This is a genomic window from Vagococcus changpingensis, from assembly GCF_058211775.1.
The window spans coordinates 318,667-334,764 of sequence record NZ_JBYVZB010000001.1; the positions used below are offsets into that span (position 1 = coordinate 318,667).

19 protein-coding genes are annotated in these 16,098 nt (G+C 33.7%); 15 read left to right on the plus strand and 4 right to left on the minus strand.

All coding sequences use genetic code 11. From position 1 onward, the window contains the following. Positions 1–2: 2 nt before the first annotated feature. The 8 genes from phnE to AC37UB_RS01670 all read left to right on the plus strand — a co-directional run bounded on the left by phnE (position 3) and on the right by AC37UB_RS01670 (position 5,693). Positions 3–812 carry a phosphonate ABC transporter, permease protein PhnE gene (gene phnE / locus AC37UB_RS01635; protein WP_117972310.1) on the plus strand — a complete coding sequence of 270 codons (810 nt, stop codon included), beginning with the start codon at positions 3–5 and terminating at the stop codon, positions 810–812. Beyond that, entirely contained in the window at positions 805–2,349 is a 1,545-nt protein-coding gene (locus AC37UB_RS01640) for a bifunctional metallophosphatase/5'-nucleotidase (protein ID WP_490685226.1), read from the plus strand. The genes phnE and AC37UB_RS01640 overlap by 8 nt, the downstream gene beginning before the upstream one ends. Before the next feature lie 149 nt (positions 2,350–2,498). Further along, complete coding sequence (locus AC37UB_RS01645) at positions 2,499–2,732, plus strand: AbrB/MazE/SpoVT family DNA-binding domain-containing protein (RefSeq protein ID WP_241698993.1); 234 nt, start codon at positions 2,499–2,501, stop codon at positions 2,730–2,732. Further along, positions 2,733–3,059, plus strand: a complete 327-nt coding sequence (locus AC37UB_RS01650; protein ID WP_490685227.1) for a type II toxin-antitoxin system PemK/MazF family toxin — start codon at positions 2,733–2,735, stop codon at positions 3,057–3,059. It begins immediately after the preceding gene. 567 nt (positions 3,060–3,626) lie between these two features. Further along, positions 3,627–3,755, plus strand: coding sequence for a hypothetical protein (locus tag AC37UB_RS01655; RefSeq protein ID WP_490685228.1), 129 nt, complete (start codon positions 3,627–3,629; stop codon positions 3,753–3,755). Positions 3,756–3,839: 84 nt separating this feature from the next. Next, entirely contained in the window at positions 3,840–4,070 is a 231-nt protein-coding gene (locus tag AC37UB_RS01660) for a hypothetical protein (RefSeq protein ID WP_490685229.1), read from the plus strand. A gap of 45 nt (positions 4,071–4,115) precedes the next feature. After that, the gene (locus AC37UB_RS01665) at positions 4,116–5,240 is read left to right on the plus strand and encodes a GTPase (protein WP_490685230.1); all 1,125 of its coding nucleotides are present in this window, start codon (positions 4,116–4,118) and stop codon (positions 5,238–5,240) included. A 57-nt stretch (positions 5,241–5,297) separates the two neighbouring features. Next, positions 5,298–5,693 (plus strand): DUF805 domain-containing protein, encoded by a 396-nt coding sequence (locus AC37UB_RS01670; RefSeq protein ID WP_490685231.1) that lies wholly within the window; start codon positions 5,298–5,300, stop codon positions 5,691–5,693. A gap of 63 nt (positions 5,694–5,756) precedes the next feature. Here AC37UB_RS01670 and AC37UB_RS01675 read toward each other — a convergent pair whose 3' ends face one another. Beyond that, positions 5,757–6,980 carry a GNAT family N-acetyltransferase gene (locus AC37UB_RS01675; RefSeq protein WP_490685232.1) on the minus strand — a complete coding sequence of 408 codons (1,224 nt, stop codon included), beginning with the start codon at positions 6,978–6,980 and terminating at the stop codon, positions 5,757–5,759. A 121-nt stretch (positions 6,981–7,101) separates the two neighbouring features. Between AC37UB_RS01675 and lepA the strand changes: the two genes are divergently transcribed. Beyond that, complete coding sequence (lepA, locus tag AC37UB_RS01680) at positions 7,102–8,940, plus strand: translation elongation factor 4 (protein WP_117972320.1); 1,839 nt, start codon at positions 7,102–7,104, stop codon at positions 8,938–8,940. 209 nt (positions 8,941–9,149) lie between these two features. Here lepA and AC37UB_RS01685 read toward each other — a convergent pair whose 3' ends face one another. The 3 genes from AC37UB_RS01685 to AC37UB_RS01695 form a co-directional block, all read right to left on the minus strand. Continuing rightward, a complete protein-coding gene (locus AC37UB_RS01685; protein ID WP_242094568.1) occupies positions 9,150–9,614 on the minus strand; it encodes a hypothetical protein in 465 nt (154 codons plus the stop codon). Between the two features lie 401 nt (positions 9,615–10,015). Next, the gene (locus AC37UB_RS01690; RefSeq protein ID WP_241699005.1) at positions 10,016–10,537 is read right to left on the minus strand and encodes a hypothetical protein; all 522 of its coding nucleotides are present in this window, start codon (positions 10,535–10,537) and stop codon (positions 10,016–10,018) included. A gap of 141 nt (positions 10,538–10,678) precedes the next feature. Continuing rightward, positions 10,679–10,873: a hypothetical protein gene (locus AC37UB_RS01695; protein ID WP_242094570.1), complete on the minus strand. Its 195-nt coding sequence runs from the start codon at positions 10,871–10,873 to the stop codon at positions 10,679–10,681. Here AC37UB_RS01695 and AC37UB_RS01700 point away from each other — a divergent pair. The 6 genes from AC37UB_RS01700 (at position 10,809) to AC37UB_RS01725 (ending at position 15,970) form a co-directional block, all read left to right on the plus strand. Next, positions 10,809–11,018 carry an NAD-binding protein gene (locus tag AC37UB_RS01700; RefSeq protein ID WP_371821055.1) on the plus strand — a complete coding sequence of 70 codons (210 nt, stop codon included), beginning with the start codon at positions 10,809–10,811 and terminating at the stop codon, positions 11,016–11,018. The two genes, AC37UB_RS01695 and AC37UB_RS01700, sit on opposite strands and share 65 nt — an antisense overlap. 168 nt (positions 11,019–11,186) lie before the next feature. Further along, positions 11,187–11,606 (plus strand): hypothetical protein, encoded by a 420-nt coding sequence (locus AC37UB_RS01705; protein WP_242094572.1) that lies wholly within the window; start codon positions 11,187–11,189, stop codon positions 11,604–11,606. Between the two features lie 298 nt (positions 11,607–11,904). Continuing rightward, a complete protein-coding gene (locus AC37UB_RS01710) occupies positions 11,905–14,013 on the plus strand; it encodes a heavy metal translocating P-type ATPase (protein ID WP_371821049.1) in 2,109 nt (702 codons plus the stop codon). 164 nt (positions 14,014–14,177) lie between these two features. After that, on the plus strand, positions 14,178–14,330 hold the full coding sequence (locus AC37UB_RS01715) for a hypothetical protein (protein ID WP_157093635.1): 153 nt from the start codon (positions 14,178–14,180) through the stop codon (positions 14,328–14,330). A 423-nt stretch (positions 14,331–14,753) separates the two neighbouring features. Further along, complete coding sequence (locus AC37UB_RS01720) at positions 14,754–15,740, plus strand: choloylglycine hydrolase family protein (protein ID WP_071456854.1); 987 nt, start codon at positions 14,754–14,756, stop codon at positions 15,738–15,740. Positions 15,741–15,817: 77 nt separating this feature from the next. Next, complete coding sequence (locus AC37UB_RS01725) at positions 15,818–15,970, plus strand: VOC family protein (RefSeq protein ID WP_370448223.1); 153 nt, start codon at positions 15,818–15,820, stop codon at positions 15,968–15,970. Positions 15,971–16,098 lie beyond the last annotated feature (128 nt).

The following is a 16,098-nucleotide window of genomic DNA, read 5'->3' on the forward strand; positions in this document are numbered from 1 at the left end:
ATATGAATCAACGTATTTTAACTGAATTAAACAAAGAACCAAATAAGACAAAGCAATACGTTATTTTAGTAGCTGTCTTGCTTGGGGCGTTTATCTGGTCATTGTCAGCGTTAAATTTTAATGCAATGGACGAAGGCGGTGGAAAAATTGCCGCAAACATTCTCAAAGGGATTATTCAACCAGATACCAATCTATTATTTAATGGCACAAAACAAGGTGTGCCATACTTATTATTTGAAACAATCTGTATTGCCTTTTTAGGAACGATTTTCGGGGCGATTTTATCCATCCCGATTGCCTTTTTAATGGCACCAAGTATTATGCCAAAACCAGTTTATCTATTCATGAGAGCTTTTGTAGTTGTCATTAGAACGATTCCAGCTTTAGTATATGGGTTAATGTTTATCCGTGTGACTGGACCTGGTCCATTTGCCGGTGTGATGACTATGTCTCTTACCTCCATTGGAATGGTATCAAAATTATATGTAGATGTTATTGAAGAAATTGATACAGGTATTTTAGAATCAATGGACTCATTTGGCTGTACAACATTTGAAAAAATTCGTTTTGGGATTATCCCACAATTAATCGCTAACTTTACCTCAATTACTATCTATCGTTTTGATATGAACTTACGTGATGCAACTATTCTTGGTTTAGTAGGAGCTGGAGGTATTGGAGCGCCGCTTATTTTTGCGATGAACTCATATCGTTGGAATCAAGTTGGCTCAATTTTAATTGGATTAATCGTGTTAATCTTAATTGTTGAAGTCGTATCAAATTATTTGAGAGGAAAATTGGTCAATGGATAAGATAACAATTCTTTCTACCAGTGATACACATGGTTATTTATACCCGACAGATTTTCGTGCCATCAATCAAGATTTGTCATTTGGTTTATCAAAAGCTGTTACAGCCATTAAAGATGAACAGGCTAAACAAGATGGGACTGTTGTATTAATTGACAATGGCGACTTTTTACAAGGCTCACCGATGAGTTACTATCTGTCGAAACAAAAGAATAGTAAACAAGTCGCTGATATCATGAATTCAGTTGGCTATGATGTGGGTGTTCTTGGTAACCATGAGTTTAATTATGGGGTTGAGTACTTACTTGATACAGTGAGTCAACTGAACTACCCAATCGTTTGTGCGAATATTTTAAATGATAAAAATGAGCCACTAACAGGGCAGGCCTATGTGATTCTTGAAAAAGATGGGTTGAAAATTGCGGTGTTAGGACTGACAACACCCTATATTCCAAATTGGGAACAACCTGAAACAATTAAAGGCTTAACTTTTTTATCGGCACTTGAAACAGCAAAAAAATATGTTCCGAAACTTAAAGGAGAAGCTGATATTGTCATTGTGAGTTATCATGGTGGGTTTGAAAAAGATTTGCAGACTGGTGAAGCAACTGAAAACTTAACAGGGGAAAACGAAGGCTATGATATCGTGACCCAAGTTGAGGGAATTGATGCGTTTGTTACTGGTCATCAACACCGAGTGATGGCAGAAAAAGTCAACGACACACCTGTTACCCAACCAGGGGACAAAGCCAAGCATGTTGGAAAAATGACCTTGATATTAGATGATCATAAACAAGTGACTGACTCATCAGCTGAGTTATTATCAATGTCTGACTATGATGCCGATAAAGACATTATCGATACATTTAAACCAGTCTTAGATACTGTCGAAGATTGGTTGGATCAACCACTTGGACACATAGATGGAGACATGACGATTACTGATCCGATGAGTGTTCGAATCAATGGGCATGCCTACATTGAATTCATTCAAGACGTGCAGATGGATGCGACTGGCGTTGATATCTCTGGAACAGCACTGTTTGATAATGACAGTAAAGGATTCCAGTCTGATGTGACCATGCGTGATATTGTGACAAACTATATTTATCCAAATACTTTAGCTGTGCTTACTGTTTCAGGACAAGATTTGAAAGATGCCCTTGAACAAAGTGCTGAGTATTTTGCTCTTAATGAGGATGACGAAATTGTCGTGAGTGACAAATTTTTATATCCTAAAACCGAGCATTACAACTATGATATGTATAGTGGTGTTGGGTATAAAGTTATCGTATCAAATCCTGTAGGGCAACGTGTTGTTGAACTGAGTTACAAAGGCAAACCAATCAAGATGGATGATTCACTAGATATTGTCATTAATCAATATCGTGCAGTAGGTGGCGGAAATTACGCAATGTTTGATGCGTCAAAAATCATCAAAGAAGTCACAGTTGATATGACCGAGCTTATTTCCAACTTTTTACAAACACATCCAACTTATCAAGCAAAAACAGAATTTGATTTTAAAGTAGAAAAATAAAACTTAACCTTATCATTCTTAAAATTTTAATGATAAATCTTTACCGGCTAGCTAACACTAGTCGGTATTTTTGTGTTAATGACTTATCTTTGACACGATTGTTAAATTTAGTTATACTTAGTTTAACAAACCATTAGGAGATGAAAATCATGGAAACAGTCGCTCGAAAAATTGGCAATTCTGTTGGTGCTATTTTTCCTAAAGATATTTCTCCAGAAGTAGGAGATACGTTTACTATTACTAAAGTTGGAGAGGCCTATATTTTAAAACCTAAAAAAGAAGACATTTTTAAACATGCAGATGATTGGGCAGGATTTAGAGATTCTGTGGTACAAGAAGATGCCGAGTGGGATATTATGATGTCTAAAGGGAACGAACACTAAATGAATACGCCAAAACAGAAAGATATTGTTTGGATGGACTTTGATCCATCAAAAGGTAAAGAAATTAAAAAACGTCGACCAGCTTTAGTTGTGAGTCGCGATGAGTTTAATCAGCATACGGGTTTTTGTTTGGTGTGCCCCATCACGTCAACAAATAGAGACTTTTCTACCTATGTGACGATTAAGCAACCACAACAAGTAGAAGGTGAGATTGTGACTCATCAGTTGAGATCGATTGATTTTACCAAACGTCATTTAGAAAAAATCGAGCAATGTGACATATTGACCTGGTTAGAGGTTGTCGAGGTCATAGATATGTTTATATAACATCTAAGAAAACTTATCTTTATAGGTAGGTTTTTCTTTTTTTAAATTAGGTTTTAAGTAACGTCATTGTAAGGTGCGTCATCCACCTATTGCAAAAGGTATCACCCTTTTATTTGGTAAGAGGAAACAGTCAACTTATATTGGAACATTGCATCATGACATAATAGAAATAGACCAGGATTTGAGAGGATTGAGATAAACGGAGAAGGACTCGTTCAACTAACGGTTAACATTAATCATGCTTCGTGGGAATCATTTGAGGATAGTACGTTTGATACGTTATTAGCAGCTCATCTTTAAAGGAAAATACTTATATAGATGTAGACGACTTATAATTATGGAAATACAAATCACTATTTAGAGCTATTCAACTTGCTTGGTCTTATGGCGATATGACATAAGGAAACGATCAAAGAGATGTCACATTATATGAAGATTTTCAGCAAAAACTAGCAGAATATAAACGGTTAAATAAACAAAATATCGTCACAAATATTCAGATAGATAAGGTAAAAGTAACTCGTGCCACACAACATATTGCTTTAAAAAGGGGTGTTTGAGGAAACGTTGATAGACTATTTTGAAGAAAACGGCGTGCTACCAGGTGGTGAAATCCAGACTGTATCATTTAAAGATATCTGGATAATTGAAAACGTAGAGGGAAAAATGGTTGTCAGAGATAGTCAAAATGTATAGAAATGTCCTATCATGGACTTTAATAAACAAAGATTGGTATATTTAATTATGATATAATGATTAAAAAGAAATGATGGTTTGATTATGTCAGATAAAAAATTATTAAAATCAGAGAAACTACGTTTAAAAAATGATAAATTACGAGCAAAAGGAAAAGACCCATTAAAAGGATGGGGAAAGATGGTTAATACAGGATTAGGTGGTATAAATAAAGGTGCAACGATTGAAAATAGGGCAAGTATGATTGATACAAAGGATTTTATTAAGGATTTACAAAAAGATATAGCAAGTGAAAATGAAAAGAAAAATCTATAATAATAAAAGAGATGAGATTATTTTTATAACAGGAGGTAAAAGAACATGGATCAAGCGAATTATAAAAAATATGTTGAAGAAACATTTAATAATGTTAAGAAAGAAAATAAAGAGCTAAAAAAGGTTAATCTCTTGATTGCAGGAAAAAGTGGCGTTGGTAAATCCACACTGATTAATACGGTATTTGGTGAAGATTTAGTAAAAACGGGCGTTGGTAAACCTGTTACAGAGGATATTCATTTGATTGAACAGAAAAATTTTCCTGTTAGAATTTATGATACTGTAGGATTTGAAATTAGTAAGATGGGGTTTGATATAAAAAGCGTGATCAAATCATTCAAACGAAACCCTATCCAACAACTAATAAAAAAAGTTCAAGCAACTGAAACAACAGACGATGATGTCCATGTTGTGTGGTATGTTATTTCTGGATCAGGTGCTAGAATTGAAGAGGCTGAAATATCATTTATCAAGTGGTTAGTTGATCAAAAGTTACCTGTTATTATTGTATTGACAAAATGCTTTGACCTAAAAGAAGCCACTCTTTTAAAAAATGAAATAGAAAAATTAATCGACTCTTCTTTTGATATTATATTAGTGCTAGCAAAACAAACGGAATATCAAGATATCTTTGGGGTTGAAGAATTAATCGATGCTACTGTTAAACTGTTACCTGAAGGATTACAAGCGTCATTTATCCATTCACAAGAAGCTTCTATCAAAGTCAAACATAATGAAGCTGTTAAAGTTGTGACCGCTACTATGGCCGCTAATTTTGGAACGGGATTTGCTCCCATACCTGGGGCAGATGCTCCGATAATGATGACATCACAAACAGCGATGATGACCAAAATCACCTCAATTTATGGTATTGAAGTTGATAAGCAAAAAATAGAAACAGCTTTAACTAGTATGTTAGGGGTCTATGCTGCAATGATATCAGGAAAATCATTAGCTGGTAATATTGCTAAACTAGTACCAGGTGTTGGAACACTTGGTGGAGGCCTTATATCTGGTGGTGTCGGAATGGTTATTACTGGTGCATTGGGGTATGCCTATATAGAATTAATGGAACTCGTTATTAAAGGACAAGTTGATTTAAGTACTATGACACCTGATGCTTTAACAGACTTATTATTAAAGCTGTTACCAAATTATTTACCAAAATAATATAATGTTTGACTAATTGTTAAGTTGTTTTACAATGAAAAAATAGGAGGTGATTATATGATAAACGCTTATAGAGAATATTGGAATAATATGACAGTTATGAATGCTTCATCTACAAGAGCTCAATATTGGTGGCCACAAGTGATCAATTATTTTGTTTTAGCTCTCTATACTAGTTTAACAGGAACTTATAAGTATATTGATTTTATGTCTGACGGTTCAAGGGTCATTAAAGAGTGGAATTCGGTAACGATTATTTTTGTTGTGCTAACTATTTTAATTTGGTTAGCAAATTTTACTGTTCGTGCAAGAAGATTGCATGATCGCGATCATAGCAACTGGTGGATTTTATTTTATCTTTTACCTCTTATTGGTAATATTATTATCTTCATTACATTAATTTTACCAAGCAAACAACAAACTAGATGGCCAGTTAATCAATCTGATATATAGGAAAAAGGACTTAACAAGACATGAATTCTTGCTAAGTCCTTTTTTATGAAATCAAACACGTTATCAGAAATAATCACTAAAGTATGCTTCTTGATCAGGAATGATTCTCTCAAGCGTTCTAAGTGTTTCTTTATCCGTTTTTAATCGTTCAATACGATAAAGATATGATGGACGTTTATAACTCATTAGAAGAGCAGTGAGCGTCTGAATATCAACATAAACAGGATTTCCAATAGCTTCATTTGTTACAGTCAAATGATTATCCTCATCCCACATTAAACTAAAGTGGTTATTATTCCACTCAGCAATAGGATCAGTCACAACAAAGTGGAATGGTTTACCCGTAGTGATAAACGGGTATTGTTTGATGAATTGCTCAACATCTACAATGCGTGCCATAAAGTAAGGCTCAATGGATTCTTTTATTTCACTGTCTTCAAATAAAAAGGCAATTGGCTCATTTTTATAGGTAGCACCAACAACACGGTCGATCATTGAAAAATGGGCAGACACAAAATTCCAAAGCCCTTTTCTAGCTTCTTGGTTTAAATAAAACATCTCTTTGATATGAAACACTTCTTCAGCTATCCAGTAAAAACAAACTCCACAAGGCTCGCCATCTGCACTATAATAAATAGCGGCTGTTCGTTCTTCTTCATTTTCCCAACGCCAATATTCTTCCCAGTTTAAATCAGAACGAATCATTGCCCCATGGTTTTGTTCAGCAAATGCGTTATAGACTTTATAAACATCTTCATGGTCAATATCCTCGCGTTCAACATAACCAGGCACGTCAACGGGTTTTGGAAGTTGTGTGTCCTTTATTTCAAATGATATTTTATCGGACATAATTTCCCAGCCCTTACGACGGTAATAAGGGATATTATAAGGGTAGAGATAAGAAATCCATTGATTATTATCACGCATTTTAACTAAACCTAATTTAATTAACTCACTCATTAATCCCATGTTGGTGTATTCTGGGTACGTTCCAACACCAGTTAAACCAGCCATTTCATAGACAGTGTCATGAATGTTAATCTCACAAGGATAGATAGCTAATTGAGAAATTAACTCATCATCTTGAGTAAACCAACCATAAACATCTGCTTCACGTAAGACAGGACGTTTGGCACGAATAATTTCAGATTCATCTTCATATCCACTCTCCTCAATATCAGAGTCAGTAACTTGAAAGACATAACGAAGTAACTCATTAAATTGTTTCAAATATTTTAGTTCGACCTTTTTTAAGGTTAAATTCTCGTGTGCATCTTTTGATTCCATTTATCTTTCTCCTATTGTTTGATAATGTTTATTATATCAAACATATATTGAAAATACTTTAAAAACACTCAAAAGATTGGTATAATTGAAAATGCTGATTAATAGAAAGTAGGAGATAACGATGAATTTTGATGAAATGAAAAAAAGACAAGAATCTATTCGGAATTTCTCCATCATAGCACATATTGACCATGGAAAATCAACGCTTGCTGACCGTATTTTACAACAGACCGAAACCGTTTCTGACCGTGAAATGCAAGAGCAGTTACTTGATTCAATGGACTTAGAAAGAGAACGCGGTATTACAATCAAATTAAATGCCGTTGAGTTAACTTATAATGCGAAAGATGGAAAAGAATATATTTTTCACCTAATAGATACACCTGGGCATGTCGATTTTACTTATGAAGTGTCACGCAGCTTAGCCGCTTGTGAAGGGGCTGTACTTGTGGTAGATGCAGCTCAAGGGATTGAAGCTCAAACGTTAGCCAATGTGTATTTAGCCGTTGATAATGATTTAGAAATTTTACCAGTTATTAATAAAATAGATTTACCTGCAGCAGATCCTGAGCGTGTTAGAAAAGAAATCGAAGACGTGATTGGGATTGACGCGAGTGAAGCCGTACTAGCCAGTGCCAAAGCTGGAATTGGAATTGAAGATATTTTAGAACAAATAGTCGAATACGTTCCTGCTCCTGATGGTGATTTAAACGCGCCTCTAAAAGCATTAATCTTTGACTCGGTTTATGACTCTTATCGTGGAGTTGTTTTAAATATCCGTGTCTTTGATGGGGTCGTAAAACCAGGGGATACCATTCAATTAATGAATAACGGTGTTCAGTATGAAGTAAGTGAAGTAGGAATCTTTTCTCCAAAAGCTGTTCCAAGAGACTTCTTAATGGTAGGTGACGTTGGTTATCTAACCGCAAGTATTAAAAATATCCAAGATACACAAGTAGGGGACACCATTACATTAGCTGATAATCCAGCAAGCGAGCCATTAGATGGTTACCGTAAGATGAACCCAATGGTGTATTGTGGATTATATCCAATTGATACATCAAAATACAACGATTTACGTGAAGCACTTGAACGTTTGCAATTAAATGACTCTGCTCTTGATTTTGAGCCAGAAACATCTCAAGCATTAGGGTTTGGATTCCGTTGTGGGTTCTTAGGACTACTACATATGGACGTTATCCAAGAGCGTTTAGAGCGTGAATTTAATTTAGACTTGATTACAACCGCACCATCTGTAATTTATCATGTCAATTTAACTGATGGGTCACAAGTTGTCGTTGACAACCCGGCAGAATTCCCAGAGCCGGGCGTGATTGATAGTGTGGAAGAGCCTTATGTTAAAGCACAAATCATGGTACCAAATGATTATGTTGGGGCTGTCATGGACATTTCTCAACGTAAACGTGGTGAGTTTGTGACGATGGATTATTTAGATGATTACCGTGTAAATATCGTCTACAATATTCCATTATCTGAGATTGTCTTTGACTTCTTTGACAAATTAAAATCAGGGACAAAAGGCTATGCGTCACTTGATTATGAGTTAATCGGCTACCGCACAAGTAACTTAGTTAAAATGGATATTTTACTAAATGCTGAAAAAGTTGATGCCTTGAGCTTTATCGTGCATAAAGACTTTGCGTACGAACGTGGGAAAGCCATCGTTGAAAAACTACGTAAATTAATTCCAAGACAACAATTTGAGGTGCCTATCCAAGCCGCAATTGGTGCGAAGATTGTTTCTCGTACCGATATTAAAGCCTTACGTAAAAACGTATTGGCGAAATGTTATGGTGGGGACGTCTCTCGTAAACGTAAATTACTGGAAAAACAAAAAGAAGGTAAAAAACGGATGAAACAAATCGGATCAGTTGAAGTCCCACAAGAAGCCTTCATGGCCGTTCTTAAAATGGACGATGACGAGCCGAAGAAGAAATAGTAGCTTATTAGATTAGGTATCAACTGTATAGTAATATTTTCCAACAACTTACTGACTATCAATATAAAATGTTAGCAGGTTGTTGGAATTTTTTTGTAGTTTCTAATTTATTAATTGTTTATTTTTTAAATTTTCTTGATTATATGAGAATATGTATAAACATTAGTTAATTAATGGTATAGGGAAAATAAAAAGAACTAGTAAAAACCTTAGTTCTTACTTTTTGATTTTATGTCATTTAAAATAACTCTGGCAAGATTAGGGTATTTTAAAGATTTTGATAACGATTCTGCTTCTTGTAGAATTGCTACCTCCAGATTTTGGTACACTCTTTCAAAGTCAGATTCTATATCATGTAAACTTTTATCAAATTCAAGTGTAATTATTTCAGCACTTAAATAATAATATTCTGGAATGATTTCGCTAGAATCTTTCCCTAGATATTGAATGTTTTCCATAATTAATTTGGTGAATTCTTGTCGAATATGTAGAGGAAGTTTACTATGCTTCTGTTTAGAATAACTTAAATGCATAGTTTTACTCATAAAAGGCACATAAAATGTTTCATATCGTTTTAAGTCAACCTCATCTTTTTTTGTTGCTTTATTAGAAAATAAACCCAGAAAATATGAAAAAAGTATCGTTAAAAACGGAATTATATAACTGGACCACAATTAAATCACATCCTTTTAGAAAAGCATACCAAATTTGTAGTAAAGGATAAATCTAATTTCCACTAACATTAATACAGTAACGAAAAGTCGAAGCCATATATCTTTATAAAAAGACTAAGTTTATAGTAAATAAAATTAGTATAGAAGATGTTTTTAAAATAACTCTTGAAGAGTAACTTATTGTACTATAAGCGTTACATAATCTGATTTATTTAATTAGTAGTAATAACTTTCCCAATTCTAGACTTGAACAAGCAAAGTACAACCCATCTCTTGAACTCGCTGTTAATATTTCAAGAGTCTTAGATGTTCCAATCGAAACATTATTTGAATTTGACAGATAAAAAGTTTTATCAAAAAACACCTTTCCTTTTGGTCTTATGTCAAAAGGGAAGGTGTTTTTAGTTAACTAAGTGGTACTCTCTGGGTGATGTGCCATCATTATAGTCAATTATCATTTTTTCATTTGTGATGACATGTATCTGAGCAGCTTCACCCCCGATTGTGATATATAAAGTATCACTCATCGCATTATAGGAATCAATTTTCACATCTAATTGTCTTGGCTCACTTAGCCCCGCGGTTGTTGCTGACCAAGAACCATCTTCATGAATCATTAGAAAACTATCTGTTGATGGTACTGCCCATTTACCCTGTAAAGAAATCATTTTGTTTAAGGCAATATCTTTTTGACTCATTGAGTCCTCGGAGTGTTGTGACTCATAGGTAATAGAAGAAACGTTGGTACTAACAGCTGTTTCCTTTATTGATGAAAGGGTACTACTGTTTAATGTTGACGAAAAAGAAGACCTTTCCTTTGTTGTGTCACTTTTTTCTCTATTTTGTGTTCCTAAAAAATACCCACCACCAGCAAAAATAATCACCACTAAAATGACAATCACAATATCTCGTTTATCTTTCATGTTATCCTCCAATATGATATGACTAGTTAGATTATCATTATATCATTAAGTATGATGTCAATGTTTACATTATCTGTTTTTTATTAGATTAACTATTTTATTATGTTAAATAATTATAGGTAAATATTATTGAGAATTGTTTTATTGTTTTATTGTTTTATTTTTTTCTATAATCATCGATTTAAACTCTTTCTTTGTGAAGGGATAGGAATATTTATCTGATAGTTCAGATTTTTTAATACAAGAAGAGTTACCTAAAAAAGCGTTATTTATTGGTGCTGGGATTATCTCTTTTGCTTTTACGACAATTGCTAAAGCATTTGGATGCGACGTCACCGTGTTGCAGCATGATGAATTAGTTTTGAAAAATTTTGATCAGGAATTCGTCAGTGAATTGATTGAAATAAATAAAAAACGTGGTGTGTCTTTTTTCTTTAATGATGAAATTGAACGAATATCATCATACTCTTCAATTAGATAAAACAGGGATTCTAGTAGATTCAAATGCTTATACATCAAAAAATTGCAAGCATTAAAAAATTAAAATAACTTTATTTTTAGGCAATTCCATCATGAGTGATTGCCTATTTTTATTGTTCATTTTATAAAGTTATGATACGTTTAATCAAACTAAAAAAGAGGTGTTAGAATGAAAAAAATAATAAGGGTGATGGTGACGTTGATTACAGGAACCGTCTTGTCTACTAATTTTTTCGAAAAATCATTACATGTCAAACCAGTTGATGGTCAACCTAATTGGTATCTGTGGCTTTATCTAGTAGGAATGGTCTTCATTATGGGAGGACTACTTTTAGGGGCAAAAGAATTAATTAGGTATTTATCACGAAAAACAAGCTTCCCTTTTTATCAGTCTCTCACTTATTTTGTACTTGGAGGCGCTACTTTTGTTGCAACTTACAATGGACTTATGAAAGTGAAGCTACTAAATTTCTTAATTGATCCCTATTTTCTGTTGTTTCTTTTTAGCTTAGCTACTTTAGCATGGGCATTGGTATTATTGATTAGTGAACTATTTTCACTATATAAAGATAGACAAACAAAAAATTAAAGTTTATCCTTTGTCCCATAGGAAGTCATCCTCCAACAAGATAGACTGTTATGAGATACTTAATGACCTTAATGGGGTTGACAGCAATTGTATTGGGTTATTATGGTGACTATGATACGAAGCCATTTAATATAACTGATGCAAAAATCATTTATCATTCATTGTAAAAAATCGTTTCAATTAATTTTTAACTAGTTTAATATAAATTAACATAAAAAATAGTTTAGTCATATCAATCCTTTTTAATTAACATAAAATACCATTTAGTGGTATCCTAGTACCAAAAGGAGGTTTTATCATGTCTAACAATCAAAATAATAATCATAATATGCATGATATGCGACATGATTCTATGAAGCATACTGATCACGATATGTCACATATGTCAATGGATCATTCTAAGATGGATATGAGTGATCATCAAATGGCAGGTATGGATCACTCCATGCATATGGGAAATTTTAAAAAGAAATTTTTTGTTTCTCTTATTTTAGCTATCCCTATTATATTATTATCACCTATGATGGGAATGACACTTCCAATTCAAATTAGCTTTACTGGTTCTGAGTGGATTGTCATGGTTTTATCAACTATCTTATTTTTCTACGGTGGCCAACCATTTTTAAGTGGAGCACGTATGGAATTAAGTCAAAAGCAACCAGCAATGATGACACTCATCGCCATGGGGATATCGGTTTCTTATTTTTATAGTTTATATGGGTTTATCATGAATCTTGTTAATCCAACTACTCATGTCATGAACTTTTTCTGGGAGCTTGCGACGTTAATTGTCGTTATGCTACTCGGTCATTGGATTGAAATGAATGCAGTAAGTAACGCCAGCAACTCATTAAAAAAAATTGCGGCATTATTACCAGATAATGTCACAAGAATCACACAATCAGGAAAAGAAGAACAAGTCTCTTTATCTGATGTTCATATTAATGACCAATTGATTGTACGCAGTGGGGATAAAATTCCAGCAGATGGAACGGTTATTAAGGGGAATACCATGGTCAACGAATTTATGATTACAGGTGAATCACAAGGTATTGTAAAAAACATCGATGACAAAGTAATCGGCGGGACCATTAATGGAAATGGAACAATTGAAATAAAAGTGACTGGCACTGGAAAATCCGGCTATATTTCAAAAGTAATGGACATGGTACAACAAGCTCAAAACGAAAAAATTCCACTAGAATCTTTATCAGATAAGGTAGCTAAATGGTTGTTTTATGTGGCATTAGGTAGTGGAATCATTAGTTTTATCATTTGGCTTATCATTAGTAAAGATGTTGGGATAGCATTTGAGCGTATGGTAACAGTTTTAGTTATTGCCTGCCCACATGCACTTGGTTTAGCCATTCCTTTGGTTATTGCTCGTTCAACTTCTCTTGCTGCTCAAAATGGTTTATTATTAAAAAATAAAAAAGCACTTGAAGCAACTAACCATATTGACTATGTTTTCTTAGATAAAACAGGCACCTTAACTCAAGGGCAGTTTGCTGTAACTGGTTTTAACATGATTTCTGATCAGCTATCTGAAAACGAGGCATTAAAAATTATAGGGGCGCTAGAAAAAAATGCTAACCACCCTATCGCTACAGGTATCATGGATTATATTAATCAAAAACAATTGACGCCTTATGATTCATCAGATACTCAAGCTATTTCTGGTGTTGGAGTTACAGCTGTAGTCAATGGAAAAACAGCAAAAATAGTAAATGAAAAAGGATTAACAGATGTGTCTACTCAATTTAATCCTTCAATAAAAAAAGAGTACCAAGAACAAGGAAATACATTGAGTTTCCTAATATATGATGGTTCACTTATTGCCATGATTGCTCTTGGTGATACCATTAAGCCTGAATCTAAAGAGTTTATTGCTAAATTAAAAGAGCAAGGTATCACACCTGTTATGTTAACTGGTGATAATCAACAAGCAGCTGAAACAGTTGCTAAATATCTTGGACTTGATCATTATTATAGTGAGTTATTGCCAGGTGATAAAGAAAAAATTGTGAAAGAATACGTTAATAAAGGTGATAACGTGATGATGGTAGGCGACGGAGTGAATGATGCTCCTAGTTTGATTAGTGCAACAGTTGGTGTGGCTATTGGTGCTGGAACTGACGTAGCTATTGATTCAGCCGATATTGTTTTAACTAATAGTAATCCTGAAGACGTATTAAAATTACTTAACTTGGCTAAGTACACTCGACGTAAAATGATTCAAAATTTATGGTGGGGAGCAGGTTATAATATTGCGGCTATTCCATTAGCTGCTGGAGTCCTTGCTCCAATAGGCATTTTACTAAACCCAGCTGTCGGTGCTATTTTGATGTCATTGAGTACGGTTATTGTCGCTATCAATGCTTTAACGTTACGGATTGGAAAAGAATAATTAAGAAAAAGATTGGGTATTCAATAACAGAAACCCAATCTTTTTTATTATAGTATCAGAAGTCGCAAGTCATCGACGTCTGACCAATTAAATCTCACAATTTTAGTAAACCAATTTTTGAAACATCAGCTATTTTAGATAAATTATTAAAACTAGTAACAACTTTGAATAAATCAAATAATCTAATTGTTCTAGATGAACCAATTAATGGACTTCACATGTCAGATGTTGATTTTTTGATAGATTTACTGAAATCACTAGTAAGAGATGGTCACACTGTGATTGTGATTGAACACAACTTACAAGTGATTGGGTAATCGACATTGGACCTAGTGGTGGAAAATTTGGTATCCTTACTGCTACACTTTCTTCATTATTTATCCTTAAAAGAAGAAACTTACAATCTCATACGTTTTATTTTTACAATATTACATATTACTAGCCCTAAAGTTTGTTGAATTTAGCTGATACTGTCACAATGATTTAGCTAGCTTAACCCTAAGAAATCCATATTTTTAAGTCCATATCTGCACCAAATAGCCTGAAGTACCAATGATAAACGTCATTTATTAAATTGTTGTACTTAGTTATGACTCATTCGCTTGCATTACCCATTAAATTTATCGTAATTATCATATAAAAATGACGTTTAATCAATAAAATCATCATATAATTACCATAAATTATTAAATGTTTTAAGTTATTATAAACGAATTGAAATATACTAGGAGGAATACAGAATGTGCACAAGTATAACATTACAATCAGAAGATAAAATAAACTTTTTGGCTCGTACCATGGATTTTGGATTTGAATTAAATGGATTACCGATCGTTATACCAAGAAATTATGCATCAACCTTTCATTTTGAAGGTACTTCAAAAACAACCTATGCTTTTGTTGGGACAGGGCAAAAAATCGGTCGTGATTACATGTTTGCTGATGGGGTGAATGAAAAAGGACTTGCTATTGCAGAGCTTTATTATCTTAATGAAGCATCTTATCAAACCAGTCCAGTTGAAGGGAAAATTAATTTAACTCAAGACGAATTTTTAACATGGGTACTTGGGCATGTTGCAAGCATTGATGAATTAAAAGAAGTCATAAAGCAAGTAGAGATGATTGGAGTAAGCAACCCCTTATTATCTGTTATGTCACCACTACATTTTATCGTGTCAGATAAAACCGGAAAATGCGTTGTGATAGAAACAAATAATGAGACGCTAACCATCAAAGATAATCCAGTTGGAGTCATGACAAATAGTCCAACACTTGAATGGCATTTAACGAATTTAAATAATTACTTATTTATCAAACCAACAAATTATCAACCAAAAAAATTTGAAGACTATACCATTAAACCTTTTGGACAAGGATCAGGAACATATGGTTTACCAGGTGGGTTAACATCACCAGAGCGGTTTGTGCGTGCAACTTATATGAAAACATACGCAGAAAAAGGAAAAAATGAATCTCAAGCTCTAAATAGCATCTTTCACATTTTAAACACTGTGACCATTCCTAAAGGAGTAAACATTGAAGACGATGGTCACTATGATTATACGCAATATCGTGCGGCATTTAACTTAAATAGTGCCACTTATTACTTTAATCCATACTATACACAGGAAGTATTTTCAGTAGAACTAACGGAAGATTTGTGCTCAAAAGATGACGCTACTGTATTTTCAGTATCACAAGATTTTTCTATCACAAAATTAAACTAAAGACGAAAGAGCGTTTAAAAATAACGCTCTTTTTATTATGCAACGAAATCAATTAAGAAAGAGGAGGAAGATGAACCATGTATTTAGAGCATGCGGCAAGGTATGTTAATGATGTAGAAACAATGAAAGCGTTCTATGAAAGCTATGTTAATGCCACAGCAAACGAAAAATATCATAACCCAAAGACAGGATTAGCAACTTATTTTCTCTTATTTGAAACAGGTGCATGATTAGAAGTAATGACAAGATCTGATAAAGTAGACATCTTAACGTCACAAATGGATACAAGGTATTAAGCGGTACGCTAATAATAGGGGACGGCTGTCATTTTAGATCCAGAAAACAATCAAATTGACAT